This window comes from Halomonas cerina (assembly GCF_014192215.1).
Lineage (GTDB): Bacteria > Pseudomonadota > Gammaproteobacteria > Pseudomonadales > Halomonadaceae > Halomonas > Halomonas cerina.
The window spans coordinates 243907-260484 of sequence record NZ_JACHXP010000003.1 but is presented as its reverse complement, the minus strand read 5'-3'; the positions used below and the strand labels follow the sequence as shown (position 1 = coordinate 260484).

13 protein-coding genes are annotated in these 16578 nt (G+C 66.4%); 2 read left to right on the top strand and 11 right to left on the bottom strand.

The genetic code is table 11. The features are described from left to right. Positions 1 to 6: 6 nt before the first annotated feature. Positions 7 to 2124 carry a TRAP transporter permease gene (locus FHR94_RS04550; protein WP_183324429.1) on the bottom strand — a complete coding sequence of 706 codons (2118 nt, stop codon included), beginning with the start codon at positions 2122 to 2124 and terminating at the stop codon, positions 7 to 9. Positions 2125 to 2208: 84 nt separating this feature from the next. Further along, positions 2209 to 3210: a TAXI family TRAP transporter solute-binding subunit gene (locus FHR94_RS04545; protein WP_221188359.1), complete on the bottom strand. Its 1002-nt coding sequence runs from the start codon at positions 3208 to 3210 to the stop codon at positions 2209 to 2211. A 227-nt stretch (positions 3211 to 3437) separates the two neighbouring features. On the opposite strand from FHR94_RS04545, the gene FHR94_RS04540 reads away from it, so the two are divergent. Next, positions 3438 to 4472: a patatin-like phospholipase family protein gene (locus tag FHR94_RS04540; RefSeq protein ID WP_183324427.1), complete on the top strand. Its 1035-nt coding sequence runs from the start codon at positions 3438 to 3440 to the stop codon at positions 4470 to 4472. 244 nt (positions 4473 to 4716) lie between these two features. Then, the gene (locus FHR94_RS04535) at positions 4717 to 6126 is read left to right on the top strand and encodes a PhoH family protein (protein ID WP_183324426.1); all 1410 of its coding nucleotides are present in this window, start codon (positions 4717 to 4719) and stop codon (positions 6124 to 6126) included. A 48-nt stretch (positions 6127 to 6174) separates the two neighbouring features. Here the strand turns inward: FHR94_RS04535 and FHR94_RS04530 are convergent, their stop codons facing one another. From FHR94_RS04530 to FHR94_RS04490, 9 genes are all read right to left on the bottom strand, one after another. Further along, the gene (locus FHR94_RS04530) at positions 6175 to 7989 is read right to left on the bottom strand and encodes a complex I subunit 5 family protein (RefSeq protein ID WP_183324425.1); all 1815 of its coding nucleotides are present in this window, start codon (positions 7987 to 7989) and stop codon (positions 6175 to 6177) included. Continuing rightward, positions 7986 to 9491 (bottom strand): complex I subunit 5 family protein, encoded by a 1506-nt coding sequence (locus FHR94_RS04525; protein ID WP_183324424.1) that lies wholly within the window; start codon positions 9489 to 9491, stop codon positions 7986 to 7988. The genes FHR94_RS04530 and FHR94_RS04525 overlap by 4 nt, the downstream gene beginning before the upstream one ends. Continuing rightward, positions 9488 to 10960 (bottom strand): complex I subunit 5 family protein, encoded by a 1473-nt coding sequence (locus FHR94_RS04520; protein WP_183324423.1) that lies wholly within the window; start codon positions 10958 to 10960, stop codon positions 9488 to 9490. The genes FHR94_RS04525 and FHR94_RS04520 overlap by 4 nt, the downstream gene beginning before the upstream one ends. Next, positions 10957 to 11628 (bottom strand): Na(+)/H(+) antiporter subunit B, encoded by a 672-nt coding sequence (locus FHR94_RS04515; protein WP_343064631.1) that lies wholly within the window; start codon positions 11626 to 11628, stop codon positions 10957 to 10959. Before FHR94_RS04515 ends, FHR94_RS04520 begins: the two co-directional genes overlap by 4 nt. Before the next feature lie 6 nt (positions 11629 to 11634). Continuing rightward, positions 11635 to 11856, bottom strand: a complete 222-nt coding sequence (locus FHR94_RS04510; RefSeq protein ID WP_183324422.1) for a hypothetical protein — start codon at positions 11854 to 11856, stop codon at positions 11635 to 11637. Between the two features lie 76 nt (positions 11857 to 11932). Further along, the gene (locus tag FHR94_RS04505) at positions 11933 to 13264 is read right to left on the bottom strand and encodes a GGDEF domain-containing protein (protein ID WP_183324421.1); all 1332 of its coding nucleotides are present in this window, start codon (positions 13262 to 13264) and stop codon (positions 11933 to 11935) included. A gap of 210 nt (positions 13265 to 13474) precedes the next feature. Continuing rightward, entirely contained in the window at positions 13475 to 14143 is a 669-nt protein-coding gene (locus tag FHR94_RS04500) for an alpha/beta hydrolase (protein WP_183324420.1), read from the bottom strand. 210 nt (positions 14144 to 14353) lie between these two features. Next, the gene (locus FHR94_RS04495) at positions 14354 to 14557 is read right to left on the bottom strand and encodes a cold-shock protein (protein ID WP_183324419.1); all 204 of its coding nucleotides are present in this window, start codon (positions 14555 to 14557) and stop codon (positions 14354 to 14356) included. A gap of 201 nt (positions 14558 to 14758) precedes the next feature. Then, positions 14759 to 16426, bottom strand: coding sequence for a GMC family oxidoreductase (locus FHR94_RS04490; RefSeq protein ID WP_183324482.1), 1668 nt, complete (start codon positions 16424 to 16426; stop codon positions 14759 to 14761). Positions 16427 to 16578: the final 152 nt, after the last annotated feature.

Sequence of the window (16578 nt, the reverse complement as noted above, 5' to 3'; positions counted from 1 at the left end):
TCAGGTTCATCGCCGCGACCGAGGGGGGCTTCTGTCGCTGTGTTGCGCCGCCGGGTAACTGCCCCGGCCGAAGAGGGACGAGGGCCCACCGGCGGCGATGGAGCGATGGCGGTGAAAGAGAAACACCAGCCCCAGCAGGGCCAGTCCGGGAAGGTCGGTGGTCAGCCCCGGCTTGATCATCATCAGCGCACCCCCCAGCACCAGCAGGCGTTCGTACCAGTGCATCCGGGTTACCAGATAGCCCTGCGTCGCGGCGACGAAGGCCAGCATGCCGGTCGCCGCAGTGAAGACGACCCAGACGCCCCGGTACCAGCTCTCCACGTGCAGGATCAGCTCCGGATTGAAGAAGAACATGAACGGCAGAATGACGGTGCGCAGGTCATAGATGAAGCCCTGCACGCCGGTGTGTACCGGGTCGGCCCGGGAGATGGCCGCAGCCGCATAGGCCGCCAGCCCCACCGGCGGGGTATCATCAGCGAGGATGCCGAAATAGAACACAAACAGGTGAATGGCGACCATCGGTACGGCCATGCCGATATCGCCGGCCAGGTTGGCGATCACCGGCGCCACGAGCGCCGCCATCACGACATAGTTGGCGGTAGTGGGCAGGCCAATGCCGAGAAGCAGCGATGTCACCGCCGCCAGGATCAAGACCAGCCAGATATGGCCCTGGGAGAGCACGCCGATGACCTGGGTCAGGCCATAGCCCAGATTGGTCATGGTGACCATGCCGACGATGATGCCAGCGGCCGCGGTCGCGATGGCGATGGTGGTCATGTTGCGTCCCCCCTGCTCCAACCCTTGGAAGACCAGGTGGCCCCCCCGCCACAGGCCACGCATCCCTCCCCTCCACCCCCCGTGTCTGGCGCGCACACCACGGCAGGCCTCCTGGGCGAGGATCAGCAGTATCAACACGACCAAGGCGTTCAGCACACTACGTTCCGGGGTGAGCTGGACCCACATGAGCTCGTAGAGCAGGAAGGCCACCGGGATCAGGTAATGGGCGCCCTTCAAGAAGGTCGGCCAGAAGGGCGGTAGTTCGGCCCTGGGGACACCGGCCAGGTTGAGCTTCAGCGCCTCCAGGTGCACGGTGAATACCAGGCCCATATAGGCCAGCAACGCCGGTACGAAGGCATAGAGGATGAGCTGGGAGTAAGGAAGGTTCAAAAAGGTCGCCATGATGAAGGCGGCGGCGCCCATGATCGGCGGCATCAGCTGGCCATTGGTGGATGCCGCACACTCGATGGCACCGGCCTTGACGGCCGGGTAGCCGATCCGCTTCATCAGCGGAATGGTGAAGGTGCCCGTGGTCACGGTATTGGCGGTCGAGGAGCCGGAGACGATGCCCGTCAAGAGGCTTGCGACCACCGCGGCCTTGGCCGGCCCCCCGCGATAGGCGCCGAGACCGCTGTAGGCCAGATCCACGAAATACTGTCCCGCACCGGCCCGGTCCAGCAGCGCCCCGAACAGCACGAACAGGAACACGAAGGACGCCGACACCTGGATGGGCGTGCCCCAGATGCCCTCGGTCGTGATATAGAGTTGCTGGATGATCTGTGGCCAATCATAGCCATTGTGCAGGAAGATCACGTCGGGCGGGGTCAGCGGGATGATGCCAGCGGGCCCGGTAATGCCATACAGGATGACGAGACCGGCGATGGTCGGCAGGGCGAGGCCGACGATACGCGCGGCGGCGCACGCCAGGATGACCAGCAGGACCGATCCCATCCAGACATCGCGGGTGAGCGGCAGGCCTCCCTGGACCGCGATTAGATTGTAATAATTGACGACGATATAGAGCGCGGTGGCGATCCCGGCGATGGCCAGCAGCCAGTCGTACCAGGCAATGTGCTCGACGGCCCCCCGCTTGGGGGGATAGGCCAGAAACGCCAGCGCGAAGCCGAAGGCCAGATGAATGGCGCCGAGCTTCTGCGGACTGATGGCACCGGAGTAGGTCGCGTAAAGCTGGAACAGGCTCCAGCCGACCGCGATCAGGATCAGCAGCCAGCGCAGCCACGGCCGCCGCGGCGCTCGCGCCCCATATTCGCTCGCCTTGATGACCCGCTGTGCCTCGGCGCTCCCCTTTTCGGGTCCGACGCCGCCTTCGGTGGGCTGCTCGGCCATCGTTCCCTGCTCCCCTGACCCGTGCCGGGACCGTTTCGCCACCGCCATGCCCCACCGCGAGTGGGGCATGGCGGTGACCGCGGCTCAGGCGGACGGCATCAGGTTATCGGGAATCTCGACGCCCTGCTCCTTGAAGAACTTGACCGCGCCGGGATGCAGCGGGATGGACATGCCCTCCATCCCCTTCTCGACGGTAAAGAATTCGTCCAGGTTGGGGTTCTGGACATCATTATAGAAGGCGTCCAGGTGCTCGTTGAACACCGTGTTCATGAAGGTGTAGACATCCTCCTCGGGCAATGCCGCGTCGGCGCCGAGCATGGCCATCAGGGTCACCGTCTTCACGTCCTCGTCGACACCGGGGTAGGTCCCGCCGGGAATCGTGAAGGGGGTATAGAAACCATACTCGTCCTGAAGCTGGGCGAGGGGATCTTCCGCGATCGAGATGACCGTGACAGGCGCCGTCTGGGCCGCCTCGACAATCGCGGCCGAGCCCAGCCCCACCGTATAGAACATCGCGGCGATCTTGTCGTCACGTAGCAGGCCGACGGCATCGCCCGAGCTTCCACGCACCGTCGCCTGCAAGTCATCGAGGCTCACACCGAACACTTCCATGATGTTGATGGCATCCTGCTCGGTGCCCGAGCCCACATCACCGACATAGACACGCTTGCCGGCCAGGTCGGCGACGGTCTCGATGTCGGCATCCTCCCGCGCCAGGATATGGATGGCTTCGGGGTACAGGCTGATCAGGCCGCGCAGGTTGTCGATCCTGTTGTTCTCGAAGGCTTTTACACCGGTGCCGTGATAGGCGTAATGGGCGATGTTGTTCTGCATCATGCCCATCTGCAGTGAGCCCTCGCCGATGGCATTGGCATTGAATACCGAGGCACCGGTGGAGCGAGCGTTGGCGCGCAGGCCGACATCCGCCTCGCCGAGTATCTTGGCGATGCCGACCGCCGTCGGATAATATAAGCCGGACGTGGAACCGGAGCCGATGGTGATGAAGGTGGTGGATTGGGCCGCGGCCATCGTGGTCGTCAACAACAGACCGCAGGTCGCGATCAGCAGGCGTTTGCCAAGTTGCATGTTCATTGTCGTTACCCTCTGATTCGCTTGGAGGAGAGCGAGGTTCCAAGGATCATGACGTGAGTGTGCCCCACTCTTGAAACTAATCAGCGGCGGCAGGTAACGCAAATAGGCTCAGGGCCAGGCTGCCCCACCCCGAGACATCCTGCGGCTGGTCGCTTCCTGCGTCGGGCGTTATGCTGCCTTGATGCTGCGATGCATCAAGGCAGCCTGGCAAGGGAGCGAACATGACGGAAAAGAAGCGTATCGACCTCGCCCTGCAGGGCGGCGGCGCCCACGGCGCCTTCACCTGGGGCGTGCTGGATCGGCTGCTGGAAGACGAGCGCATCGAGATCGAGGCCATCAGCGGCACCAGTGCCGGGGCCATGAACGGGGTGGTGATGGCCGATGCCCTGACCCGCGGCGACCGCCACACGGCGCGCCAGGCCCTGCGCGACTTCTGGCAGGCGGTGAGCCGGGCCGGCATGGCCAGCCCCATCCGCCGCACCCCGCTGGACATGCTGACCGGCAACTGGAGCCTCGACTACTCGCCCGGTTACCTCGCCATGGACCTGATGAGCCGGCTCGTCTCGCCCTACCAGTTCAACCCCTTCGACGTCAACCCGCTGCGCGACATCGTCGCCAGCCGCGTCGACTTCGCGCGGGTCCGGGCCTGCCAGGATCTCGAGCTCTTCGTCACGGCCACCAACGTGCGCAGCGGCAAGCAACGGGTGTTCCGTCGTGAGGAGATGAGCCTCGACGCGGTGATGGCCTCGGCCTGTCTGCCCACCGTCTTCCAGGCCGTGGAGATCGACGGCGAGGCCTACTGGGACGGCGGCTATACCGGCAACCCCACGCTCACACCGCTGCTCTACGACTGCAGCGCCGGGGACATCCTGCTGGTGCAGATCACGCCGATGTACCGCAGCGAGGTGCCCCAGACGGCTGCCGAGATCCTTAACCGCCTCAACGAGATCACCTTCAACACGGCCCTGATCAAGGAAGTGCGGACGATCGTGATGCTGCAGAAACTGCTGGGCGATCACGACATCGATATCGGCTGCTATCAGGAGGCGCGCCTGCACCACCTCAGCGGTGACGAGGTCCTGTCGCACCTCTCGGTATCGAGCAAGCTCAACGCCGAATGGGCCTTCTTGTGTCATCTTCACGACCTGGGGCGCACGACCACCGAGGCCTGGCTCGCCGAGCACTTCGACGATCTGGGTCAACACTCCAGCCTGGACCTGGAGCGCGTCTATCGCGAAACCGAGACCATCCGCTGAGCCAGCGTTGAGGCTTCGTCAGCATGATGCATTGCAGCATAGGCGCGCACCGCTCATGCTCGAAAACAGGCGGCACCTCAGGAGCCGCCGCCTGTCGAATGTCAGAACAACACAAGAGGAGGAGCGCCCCACCGAGCCCGACGACACCGTCGCCTTGTCAACGAACTGACATCACGCGCTGACAGTGTCGACATCGAGACGTCACGTTGACGTCTGACTCGTGATCATCAGGAGAGCTGCGCCGATGGTACGCATCGACAAGAAGGCCACCCGACTGTACGTGCTGGACACCAACGTCCTGATCCACGACCCCGCCGCCCTCTATCAATTCGACGAGCATGAAGTGGTCATCCCCATGACCGTGCTCGAGGAGCTCGACAAGCACAAGAACGGCATTCGCGAGATCGCCCGTTCCGCCCGCCAGGTCAGCCGCACCCTCTCGGACCTGACCGCCAACGTCGACCTCGATCAGATCCGCGACGGCATCCCCATCCCGCGCCTTACCGGCCCCGAGGGGCATCTGAGGCTCCTCTGCTACAACGACCTCAAGCCACTGGACCCGCTCGAGGAGAGCCCCGACAACCGGCTGCTGGCCGAGACCTGCCGGCTGTGCGACGAGCGCCCCGACGCCTCGGTGATCCTGGTCACCAAGGACATCAACCTGCGCGTCAAGGCGGCGGCCCTGGGCGTGCCGGTGGAGGACTACCTTACCGACCGCGCCTTCGATGACAGCGACGCCATGATCAACGGCGCGCGGGTCTATCCGGACGCCGGCCACGACGGCAGCGGGCTCTGGGACAGCCTGGCGGTAGACGTCCGCGTCGAGCGCGAGCACGACAAGGTGATCTACCGGCTGGCCGGCGACATCCCCCGCGAGTGGCACCTGGGCATGCTGGTCTCCGACAGCGACAACGGGGCCAGTTTCGAGGCCATCGTACGCGAGGTGGGGCCCAAGCATGCCTATCTGGAGCTTCTGACCAACTACCGTCACGGCACCAGTGTGTGGGGCGTGCACGCCCATGACAGCCGGCAGAACTTCACCCTCAACCTGCTGATGGACGACGATATCGACCTGGTCACCATCGCCGGCAGCGCCGGCACCGGCAAGACCTTCATGACCCTGGCCGCCGCCTTCCAGCAGACCCTGGACACCAAGCGCTTCGAGCGCATCGTCTTCACCCGGGCGCCGATCTCCATGAGCGAGGACATCGGCTTTCTGCCCGGCACCGAGGAGGAGAAGATGTCGCCCTGGATGGGCGCCTTCCACGACAACATGGATAATCTGCTGCGCGATGAGGATGGCGCGAGCAGCTGGGACCATGGCGCGACCCGCCAGCTGCTGGGATCACGGGTGCAGATCCGCGCCCCGGGCTTCATGCGCGGCCGCACTCTCAACGATACTTTCCTGATCATCGACGAGGCCCAGAACTTCACTCCCAAGCAGCTCAAGTCACTGATCACCCGGGCCGGGCGCAACACCAAGATCGTCTGCCTGGGCAACGTCGGCCAGATCGACACCCCCTACCTGACCGCCAACACCTGCGGCATGGCCGCCGTGGTCCAGCACTTTCGTGACTGGCCCCACGCTGGCCATGTCACCCTCAAGAGCGTGGAGCGTTCACGGCTGGCGCTGGCCGGCGAGGAGTTGCTCTGACCCGCTGACCTTCCCCGCCCGGCCTGCCTCGTCGCCCTTGCCGGCGGGTCAGGCCGGAGCGAACACATTCAGCAGGGCCAGTCCCACGGCCAAGCCCATCATTAGCACCGCCGCATGGCGGCGCAGCCACCCCTCGCCGCGAGTCATGCCGTCCAGCGCCCGGATGGCGTCGCGCTCCCGTGCCACCCACCAGGCTACCCAGGCGCCCTGCGCGCTGCCGAGCCGGTCCAGGCTGCCCTGAGCCCGCGTCCGGAGCCGCTGCCCGCTCCTGACCAGCGGCCACCAGAGGTCCCCGGGCGGCAGCCGCCAGGTGAGCCGCAGCGGGCGACGACGTGCCACGGACCAGGCCGTAACCGCCCCCACCAGGCCCAGGGCCAGCGGCCACAGCAGCCCGGAGAGTTCATCGAGCGGTGGCCAGCCGCGGACCATGAGCTCACCGCCCAGCCACCAGGGCAGAGTCAGCGCGGCCAGCAGGGTCGCCAGCCAGGCCAGCGGCATGGGCGACATCAGCGGCTCGAGACCCTCCTCGCGCGCCTGTCCCTTGCCCTGCCACTGACACCACAGGGTGCGGGCCATCAGCGCCGTGGTCCCCACCGCCGCCAGACTCAACCCGGTCACCATGGTCGGATATCCGCCGTCGTAGAGTACCGCCTTGACGGCCCACTTGGCGGCCAGCCCCGAGGCCAGGGCACCGGTGAGCGACAGCGCCGGCAGCGCCAGCAGGGTCCAGAGCAGCCAGGTCGGCAGGCGTGGCGGATGCTTGCCGATGCCCACCCCGAGAAACAGCGCCCCCTTGGTCAGGCCGTGGTGGGCGGCGAACAGCACCACCGCCGCCGACAGCGTCGGCCAGAGTGTCGGCGCGACGAGCCCCATGGCCACCAAGGCGGTGGCCATGCCCATCTGGCTAACGCTGGAGTAGGCTAGCACTACCTTGGGGTGACGCTGACAGACCCCATAGAGGGCCGCGCCAATGGCGGCCGCCAAGCCGGCCACCAGCATGGCCCGCCCCAGCCAGACGAAGGTCTCGCCGGCGGTCGGCTCGCCCAGCGGCAGGGTGGAGAGCCAGCCGACCAGGCCCGCCTTGATCATGACCCCACTGAGCACCGCGCTGGCCGGTGTCGGCGCCACCGGGTGGGCCAGCGGCAGCCAGAAGTGCAGCCCGACCACCCCCGCCTTGACCCCGAAGCCAAGCCACAACAACAGGCCCATCCAGGCACCGCCTGGCGCCTCGAGCATGCCCTCGCGCAGTCCATCCAGCATGGTGGTGCCGGCGCTGCCCGCCCCCCACAGCAGCCCGGCCAGGATCAGGCCCTCGCCCAACACCGCCATCACTAGGTAGGCCCGGCCGCCGGTGCGGGCGTCCCGGGTCTCTGCGTGCACCACCAGGCCGTAGGCGGCGAAGGTCATGACCGCGAAGCCCAGGTAGAAGCTGGCGATGTCCTCGGCGACGAGCAGTAGCAGGTTGCCGGAGAGCGTCAGCGGCCAGAGCAGCGCGAAGCGCGTCAACCGGACCTCGGCCGCCCCGTCACCGGCTACCGCCCTGGCCTGCTCGCCGGCCAGGTACCCCCGGGCATACCCCCCCGCCAACAGCCACAACAGCGCCGTAAAGGCCAGTAGCGGACCCCGGGTACCGTCCAGCATCCAGCGCCCGCCGAGCAGCCACCAGTCGAGCGCCAGCGCCCCCTCGTCGCTTCCCAGGGCCAGCGCCAGGGCGGGTAGCGGTGCGGTACACCAGAGCCCATCCAGCAGGGCCCGCGGCTGGCCGCGCTCGGTCCGGGCCACCGTCAGCGATACCCGTAGCATCAGCACCAGTGGCCAGAGCAGCGCGGTCGGCAGCGCAAGGGCAAAGAGCGCATCGCTCATGGCAGATACTCCGTGTTGACCACTCGGGTCGTCCACTCCAGCGGGCTGAAGGGCATACCCGCCAGCACGCCGGCCATCAGGCTGAACAGCGCCGTCGCCACCGCCGGCACCAGCAGCCAGGCAAGGGTCTCCAGCCGGACCGGGCGACGCTCCGCCGGCCACTCTCCCACGCCGTGATCGGGGCCGGGGCGAAACCACAGCCGGCCGAGGATCGGCAGGAAGTAGGCGGCATTGAGCAGACTGCTGGCCAACAGCACGACGATCACCCAGGGCATGTCGGCCTGGATCGCCCCGGTACCCAGGTACCACTTGCTCAGAAAGCCCACCACCGGTGGCACGCCGATCATGCCCAGCGCCCCCACGCTGAAGGCCAGACTAGTCAGCGGCATGCGTCGCCCGGCGCCGTCGAGCTCGTCGATGCGGTGGATGCCGAGCTCCTCGGCGTAGTTGCCGGCGCAGAAGAACAGAGTGCTCTTCATCAGGCCCTGGTGCAGCAGGTGAGAGAGGGCGGCGATAGTGCCCAGTGGGCCGAACAGGCCGATGCCGAGCACGATGTAGGAGACCTGGCTCACCGTGGAGTAGGCCAGCCGCGGCTTGAGTTCCTGCTGGGCCAAGGCGCGCAGCGAGCCGTAAAGGATGGTCACCGAGGCCACGGCCACCAGGCCGTGCAGCAGTCCGAGTTCGGCGCTCAGCTCGACGCCGTAGATATCATAGACCAGCCGCACGATGCCGAAGGCACCGGCCTTGACCACCGCCACCGCATGCAGCAGGGCGCTGACCGGTGCCGGCGCCACCATGGCCCGTGGCAACCAGCCGTGCAGCGGTACCAGGGCCGCCTTGACGCCGAAGCCGACGATCAGCACCCAGAAGATCCCCACCAGCAGCGGACGTCGGCCGGGGGCGAGTTCGGCGAGAATCTCCTGCTGGCCGAAGCGGATATCCCCGGCCAGAGCATGCAAGGCCACCATGCCGATCATCAGCACTAGCCCGGCGGGCAGGGTGAAGCGCAGGTAGACCTTGCCCGCCGCCAACGCCTTCGCGGTTCCCCGATGCACCACTAGGGGGTAGGTCGAGAGGGTCAGCAGCTCGTAGAAGACCAGGAGGGTGAAGAGGTTGCCGGCCAGGCTGATGCCCAAGGTGCTGGCCACGCAGAGGCTGAAGAAGCCGAAGAAGCGCTTGCGGTTGGGCGAGTCCTCCAGGTAGCCGATGGCATAGACGGTGGTGAACAGCCAGAGCAGCGAGGAAAGCCCCGCGAACATGATCCCCAGCGAGTCGGTGCGCAGCACGAAGGCCAGTCCCTCCAGGACCGGGAACGCGAGGGTGTACTCGCGGCCGCGACTGAGTCCCCAGACCATCCAGGCCACCAGGCCCAACTTGACCAGGGCCGCTCCCAGGTTGAGGCCGGTGCGCGCCCGAAAGGCCCGCTCCGGCAGCAAGAAGATCATCACCGCGGTAAACAGCGACGTGCCCAGGGTGGCCAGGATAATAAGCGCCCCGCTCATGGCCTGCCTCCCTCACGCAGCAGGGCCAGCGGCCACTCGGCGCCAAGCCCCAGCCCCAAGGCCCCCAGTGCCAGCAGCAGAGCCATCAGGTCCATGCCCGCGGGTAGCGGCCGGACCTCATGGCAGGGTGCGGTCTCGACGAAGGCGCAGCGCAAGACCCGGAACACATAGGCGGCGGCAAGCAGGGTCCCGGCCATCAGCACCGCGACCCACAGCCACTGCCCGGCGAGGATGGCCGCCTGCAGCAGCAGCCACTTGGCGGTAAAACCGGCGCTGGGCGGCAGTCCCATCAGGGTCACGGCGGCGATGCCGAAGGTCATCAGCGGGAGCGGTAGCCGTCGGCTGGCCCCCGCCAGGCCTGTAAGGCGACTCTCGCCGGCAGAAAGCACCAGGTTGCCGGCCGCCATGAACATGGCGGCCTTGGCCAGGGCATGCCCGGCCAGCTGCAGCCAGGTGGCCTGCCAGGCCAGGGTCGCCACCGCCACCGAGGTGCCGGCCAGCAGCGGAAAGGCCAGCATCAGATAGCCCAGCTGCCCCACCGTGGACCAGGCCACCATCTGCTTGAGGTCGCTGGCCCGCCAGGCCTGCAACCCGCCCCACAGCACCGCCAGGCTGCCGAGGAGCCCGAGCAGCCAGGCCGCAGCCACCGCCTCCGGCATCAGCCGCTGCCACAGCTGCATCAGGATGAAGAAGGAGGCCTTGACCACCAGGGCCCCGTGGAGGGCACTCACCGAGGGCCAGGCGCTGGCATGCACCGGCGCCAGCCAGCCGTGCAGCGGGAAGATCGCCGCCTTGAGCAGCAGGCCGGTAGCCAACAGCGCCATGGCGATGCCGGTTACCGGCCCCGGCTCGGTGGTGGCCGCCAGACCCGCCAGGTCCAGCCGCCCCGAACTCCCCAGCAGCAGCGCCACACCCAGCAGCCAGGCCAGCGACCCTACCAGGGCATAGAGCAGATAGCGCATACCCGCCACCAGCGCCTCCCCCTTGCCGGGCAGCAGCATCATGCCCACGGCGCACAGCCCCATCAGCTCCAGCGCCGCATAGAGGATCAGCAGGTCGGCGGCCACCCAGATCAGGCCGAGCGCCGCAGCCAGGCCCCCCAGCAGCGGCCAGAATCCCGCGAAGGCGCACTCGGCCAACGTGGTGGCTCGACGGTGGCCGACGGCATAGGTCGCGCTGGCCAGCAGCAGCAGCTGAGTGAGCAGCAACAGCAGGCCCGCCAGGCCGTCAAGGCGCCAGTGGAGCAGCAACCCACCGGGAGACCATGCGCCCTCGAACTCGCCACCGACCGAGACGCGATGCAGCAGCCAGAGGGTCGCCAGCGGCAACGGGAGACCCGCCAGCAGCACCGGCAGCATGCGTTGCGGAGGAAAGCGCCACGCCCACAGACCCAGCAGCGATGGGGCCAGCAGTGCCAGCCACAGCACCGTCGTCTGGACACACAACAAAGCGTCCAGTGACGCGCTCATCGAATACTCTTCGGTCCGTCGCCCAAGGTCACCCGGCCGTCCAGGGCATACAGGCGACGCAGCAGTGCTGCGCCGAGTACCGAACCGACCAGAGCCACCACCAGCCCCACCAGGATCAGCCCCTGGACCTCGACCACCGGCCCGGCCAACCCCGCGAGCAGCAGGAAGACCCCGGAGCCCAGCACGTTGAAGGCCAACAGGCGACGCAGCAGGTGAAGGTGGTGGGCGAAGGCCCAGAGGCCCAGCGCCATGATGGCCAGCCCCGCGGCCAGCAGCGGACGACGCGACACCTCGGCCGACGCGGCGAGTTCACCATTCCCCGTCACCCCCCACACCGCGGCCCCCGCCAGGGCCAGCCAGACGAGGGCCGCCGGCCAGCGTGCCATGACCTGGCGGCGAGGCCGACGTTCGCGGTCACGGGAAGGAAGAGAAGATTGGCCACCCAGACGGCCCAGCCCGTGGAACAGGGCCATGCCAGTCAGCAGCGCGCCCAGCACGGCCTCGACCAGCGCCAGCCAGGGCGCATCGAGCCGCCACCAGGCCAGCGCCATCAGCAGCGCGAAGGCGATGAAGGCCAGGCAGGCACGCACCAGGTGGCGGTCGAGGAGACAGGCCACCGCCAGGATCACCAATAGGCTGGCCGGGAAGAGTTCGCCCGACAGCGACACGCCGACTCAGCGGTCGAAGCGATTGACCGCCTTCTCGATCAGCGCCTCGCTCTCGTCCCCCGGCCCCTTCCTCAGTACCGTCTGCGCTTCGTGCCAAAGGCAGATGAAACGATGGCAGGAGGCGCAGTGCACCTGGTCATCGGGATTCTTGACGCTGGACACCCGCATCAGGTGACTGCCGCAGCTCGGGCAGGCCACCGGCAGGCGAAAGTCTTCCGACAGTCCCATGGAGCTCTCCTTTGTTGTGCCTTTCTCGGTTCCCCTATCCTGCCCCCATCCTGTCCGTTTCACCACCCCTCCCGCCTCAGGCCGACACCTCGGAGCTGTCGGGGGCATGGATGTCATGGGGACCGACAATGCGGTTGCGCCCCTCGTGCTTGGCCTGATAGAGTGCCAGGTCGGCCCGGGCGAGCGACGCCTCGAGGCTGGCGCCCGGCGCCAGGAAGGTGAGGCCGATGCTGACCGTGAAGCGCAGGGTTGTGCAGTCCACGGCAAGTTCGGTGGCGGCCACGGAGGCCCGCAGGCGCTCGAGGATACGCCATGCCTCTTCCGCCGAGCTGTCGACCAGCATGATCACGAATTCCTCGCCGCCTATCCGTGCCAGCAGGTCATAGGGACGTAGACAGTCACGGCAGGTCGCGGCGAAGGTCTGCAAGGCCAGGTCGCCTGCGGCATGACCATGGGTATCGTTGAGCGCCTTGAAATGGTCGATATCGAGCATCGCCACGGGTACCGAGCGCCCCTGACGCTCGGCATGCGCGCATATCGCCTCGCCATGGTCGAAGAACGCCCGACGGTTCAAAAGCCCGGTTAGCATGTCGGTGCTGACCAGTTGCTGGACCCGCTGCTCATCCTGCTTGCGGCGGGAGACGTCGATCAGCATACCGTCCCACAGGGTGTTACCGTCTCGCTGGCGACGCGGCAGGGCCCGCCCCTCTATCCACCGTGTATTCCCCGCCACGTCGAGACGAAACTCCAGCCGCCAGGACGACAGGCTTACCGCTGACTGGATCAAGGAGGTGATCAGGACCTCGCGGTCATCGATGTGGACCAGGTCCAGCAACCGTGCAGAACTGTCCATGACGGCCTGGGGCGAGAGCCCGCACACGGCCGTCAGGCCCTCGCTGATGAACAGGAAATCCAGATCCCCCTGCGCCTCACGCCGCAGCTCGAAGACTACCCCGGGCAGCCTCGCCACGTTACGCTGCAGCCGCTCCAGCAGGGCATGGTCATGTTGCGCCGTACGGCGAAGCTCGGTCACGTCGTGCTGAGTCACCAAAAGCTGCAGGGTGTCACCCGGCCCATGGGGCAGTGGCTGGATCAAGGTGTCCTGATACGTCAGGTTGCCATCCGCACGACGACACAGCAGCACGCCCTGCCACTCCCGGCCACCGACCACACAGTGGCGCAGTGCTCGGGCGAGATCACCGCGCAGCGGATCGATGTCCAGCAGGGTGAAGCGCTTGCCCAGCAACTGTTCGGCGGGATGGCCGGTGTGGCGCTCTACGCCTGGCCCTACCCGCAGGATGACGCCGTGGGCATCCACCACCATCACCGTACCGGGGAAATGCGCCAGCAGCCGATCGGCGAGAGAATCCTCGTCCGAGGTGCGCGCCCTCCGTCGGTTTCGCCACATATCCCTGATTCGTGCCATGCCCCACCCTGGGGTTTGCCGCCTCGAGTCACGAGTGGATCTTCCACCCTCTATTCCTTACCCTACTCCAGGTTCGGCCATGATACACGGTCCGATCCCATCAGAGCGCGAGCCGGTCGGCGACGTAGTCGGTGTCCTTGTCACCACGGCCCGACAGATTGATCAGGATAGGCGTGGCCTCGGGCACGCCGTTCAGCGGGTCAGCCGTTCGCTCAGCCAGCGGCCGATGTCCGCCACCTGCTGGGGGCAGACGGCATGAGCCATGGGATAGCGGCGGTAGTGGGCCGGATAGCCCATGGCCAGCAGGCGCTCGTAGCCGGCTCGGCCCAGCGCCTCAGGGACCACCGGATCGAAGCTGCCGTGATGGACCTCGATGGGCAGGTCGCGGTTGGCCGCAGCGGGGTCGAGGCTGTCGGCGGTCGCGAAGTAGGTGGACAGGGCCAGCAGCCCCCCGAGGCGGCGGGGATAGCTGAGCGCCGCCTGATAGGCCACGGCGCCGCCCTGGGAAAAGCCGGCCAGAATAATCCGCTCGGCGACAATGCCCTGGTCGACCTGGGCGTCCATCAGTTCCTGGATACGCTTGGCGGAGGCCTTGAGCTGGGCTTCGTCGACCTGGCGATCAAGGTTCATCTCCTGGATATCGTACCAGGCCGGCATGACCATGCCGCCGTTGATGGTCACCGGCAGGCGCGGCGCATGGGGCAGGATAAAGCGTACCGCGGCATCGGCCGGCAGCGACAGCGCCGGCACCAGCGGCTCGAAATCGCGCCCATCGGCCCCCAGGCCGTGGAGGATGATCACACAGGCATCGGCTGGCTGGCCGTTTCGGGGCTCGAGGATCCGTTCACCGGGGCCACTCATGGTCTCTCTCCGCTAGCAAAAAGCCTCACCCTAGCGCAAAGCATCGCGCCTGGCGAATCCGCCGCCCCAGAACGGCATCGCCCCCGGACTCGATGCCCGGCACAATGCCATGAACCAGAAATATAAAACCCTGCCCACAACGCAACGGGGCTCGCTTTCGCGAGCCCCGATACCACTGCCCAAAGGCAGCTCATCAATCGTTATCTAGAATCAGATAACCTTGATGTTGGACGCCTGAAGGCCTTTCTTGCCCTGAGTGACGTCGAAGGAGACCTTCTGGCCGTCCTGCAGGGACTTGAAGCCGTCAGCCTGAATCTCGGAGAAGTGAGCGAACAGGTCGTCACCGTTGTCGTCCGGAGAGATGAAGCCGAAGCCTTTGGTGTCGTTGAACCACTTGACGGTACCGGTAGCCATTATCGAATTCCTCGAATAGCGTTGAGATTTGCCGGGAAATACCCGAGTTGCAGTGGGTAAAACAAGAAACTTTCACCGGGAAATCGATGCCATGAGCGTTTCGATGACCGCCTGCGATGTTCCACTTGCCAACCAACTGCACGCATCATGCGCCCTCTCCGGGCGCACGTCAAACCCTATTTGCGCTAGATGACCGCAATATTACCTGGCGTCGAGGATCCAGCCCGCTGCCTTCTCGGCGATCATCAGGGTCGGCGAGTTGGTATTGCCGCTGGTGATGGTGGGCATGATGCTGGCATCGACGACGCGAAGGCCCTGAATACCGCGCACGCGAAGGCGAGAGTCCACCACGGCCATGGGGTCGTCGTCGCGTCCCATCTTGGCGGTGCCCACCGGGTGGAAGATGGTCGTGCCGATGTCACCGGCCAGACGCGTCAGGTCCTCGTTGCTCTCATACTCCAGCCCCGGCTTGAACTCCTCCGGCGAATATTTCGCGAAGGCGGGCTGTCCGGCGATGCGCCGCGTGACTCGCAGCGAGTCGGCGGCGACCTGACGATCCTCAGGCGTGCTCAGGTAGTTGGGAGCAATCGCTGGCGCCTGCCGCGGGTCGGCGCTCTTGATCCTCACCGTGCCGCGACTGGTGGGGTTGAGGTTACACACGCTGGCGGTGATCGCCGGGAAGTCGTGCAATGGCTGGCCGAAGGCCTCCAGGCTCAGCGGCTGGACGTGGTACTCGAGATTGGGATGTGGCTGGTCGTCGGAACTGCGCGTGAAGGCACACAGCTGGGACGGCGCCATGCTCATGGGGCCGGAGCGCTTCAGGACGTATTCCAGGCCAATCTTGGCCTTGCCCACCAGGGAGTTGGCCATGGTGTTGAGGGTCTTCGCCCCCGTCACCTTGTAGACCGAGCGGATCTGCAGGTGGTCCTGCAGGTTCTCGCCCACGCCGGGCAGCTCGGCCACCACGGGGATGTCATGCTCGGCCAGCAGATCCGCGGGGCCGATCCCCGAGAGCTGCAGAAGCTGCGGTGAGCCGATGGCCCCGGCGGAAAGGATCACCTCACGGCTGGCCGTCGCCACGAGCTTCTCGCCAGCCCGCTCGGCCTTCACGCCGCGGCAGTGCGGCTCGCCGCCTTCGCCTTTGTCGAACTCGAGTCCCAGCACCTGGGTGGAATGCCACAGGGTCAGGTTGTCACGCTTCTCGACCCCGCGCAGGAAGGCCTTGGACGTGTTCCAGCGCCAGCCCGAGCGCTGGTTGACCTCGAAGTAATCGACGCCCTCGTTGTCGCCACGGTTGAAATCGCGGGTCCGCGGAATGCCGGCCTCCACGGCCGCGGTGGCGAAATCATCCAGTACCTGCCATTTCAGGCGCTGCTTCTCGATGCGCCATTCACCGCCGTGGCCGTGATAGTCGCGGTGGGTATCGTCGGCGTCACCCCCCTCATCCAGGCGATAGTGATCCTCATGCTTCATGAAGTCGGGCAGGCAGTTCTCCCAGCGCCAGGCGTCGTCGCCGGTGAGCTCGGCCCAACCATCGTAGTCACGGGCCTGGCCGCGGAGATAGAGCATCCCATTGATGCTGGAGCAGCCGCCCAGGGTCTTGCCGCGGGGATAGATCAAGGAGCGGCCATTGAGGCCCTTGTCCGGCTCGGTGCGAAAGCGCCAGTCGGTGCGCGGATTGTCGATGCAGTAGAGATAGCCCACCGGAATATGGATCCAGTGGTAGTTGTCGCGCCCCCCCGCCTCGATCAGCAGCACCCGGTTGGCCGGGTCGGCGCTCAGCCGATTGGCCAGCAGGCAGCCGGCGGTGCCGGCTCCCACGATGATGTAATCGAAGTCATGCGGGAGATGTGGGGAGAAGACGCTCATTAACTGCATGACCCTCTTAGCTAGGTTAATGCACCGGGAGGCATTTTCACATTGATATAAGGCAAGAGGCTAGCCGTACTTAAGGATGCCTTGTTGTCCTGCAACACCGGCCCTCGCCTTTGCCGGTCAGAGGCGGGAGTCACCAAGCCAGA

Coding starts and splice junctions, on each gene's coding strand:
- FHR94_RS04520 (WP_183324423.1), bottom strand. CDS start 10,960: ATGAGCGCGTCACTGGACGCTTTGTTGTGTGTCCAGACGACGGTGCTG.
- FHR94_RS04490 (WP_183324482.1), bottom strand. CDS start 16,426: ATGAGCGTCTTCTCCCCACATCTCCCGCATGACTTCGATTACATCATC.
- FHR94_RS04535 (WP_183324426.1), top strand. CDS start 4,717: ATGGTACGCATCGACAAGAAGGCCACCCGACTGTACGTGCTGGACACC.
- FHR94_RS04495 (WP_183324419.1), bottom strand. CDS start 14,557: ATGGCTACCGGTACCGTCAAGTGGTTCAACGACACCAAAGGCTTCGGC.
- FHR94_RS04500 (WP_183324420.1), bottom strand. CDS start 14,143: ATGAGTGGCCCCGGTGAACGGATCCTCGAGCCCCGAAACGGCCAGCCA.
- FHR94_RS04505 (WP_183324421.1), bottom strand. CDS start 13,264: ATGTGGCGAAACCGACGGAGGGCGCGCACCTCGGACGAGGATTCTCTC.
- FHR94_RS04540 (WP_183324427.1), top strand. CDS start 3,438: ATGACGGAAAAGAAGCGTATCGACCTCGCCCTGCAGGGCGGCGGCGCC.
- FHR94_RS04545 (WP_221188359.1), bottom strand. CDS start 3,210: ATGCAACTTGGCAAACGCCTGCTGATCGCGACCTGCGGTCTGTTGTTG.
- FHR94_RS04525 (WP_183324424.1), bottom strand. CDS start 9,491: ATGAGCGGGGCGCTTATTATCCTGGCCACCCTGGGCACGTCGCTGTTT.
- FHR94_RS04550 (WP_183324429.1), bottom strand. CDS start 2,124: ATGGCCGAGCAGCCCACCGAAGGCGGCGTCGGACCCGAAAAGGGGAGC.
- FHR94_RS04510 (WP_183324422.1), bottom strand. CDS start 11,856: ATGGGACTGTCGGAAGACTTTCGCCTGCCGGTGGCCTGCCCGAGCTGC.
- FHR94_RS04530 (WP_183324425.1), bottom strand. CDS start 7,989: ATGAGCGATGCGCTCTTTGCCCTTGCGCTGCCGACCGCGCTGCTCTGG.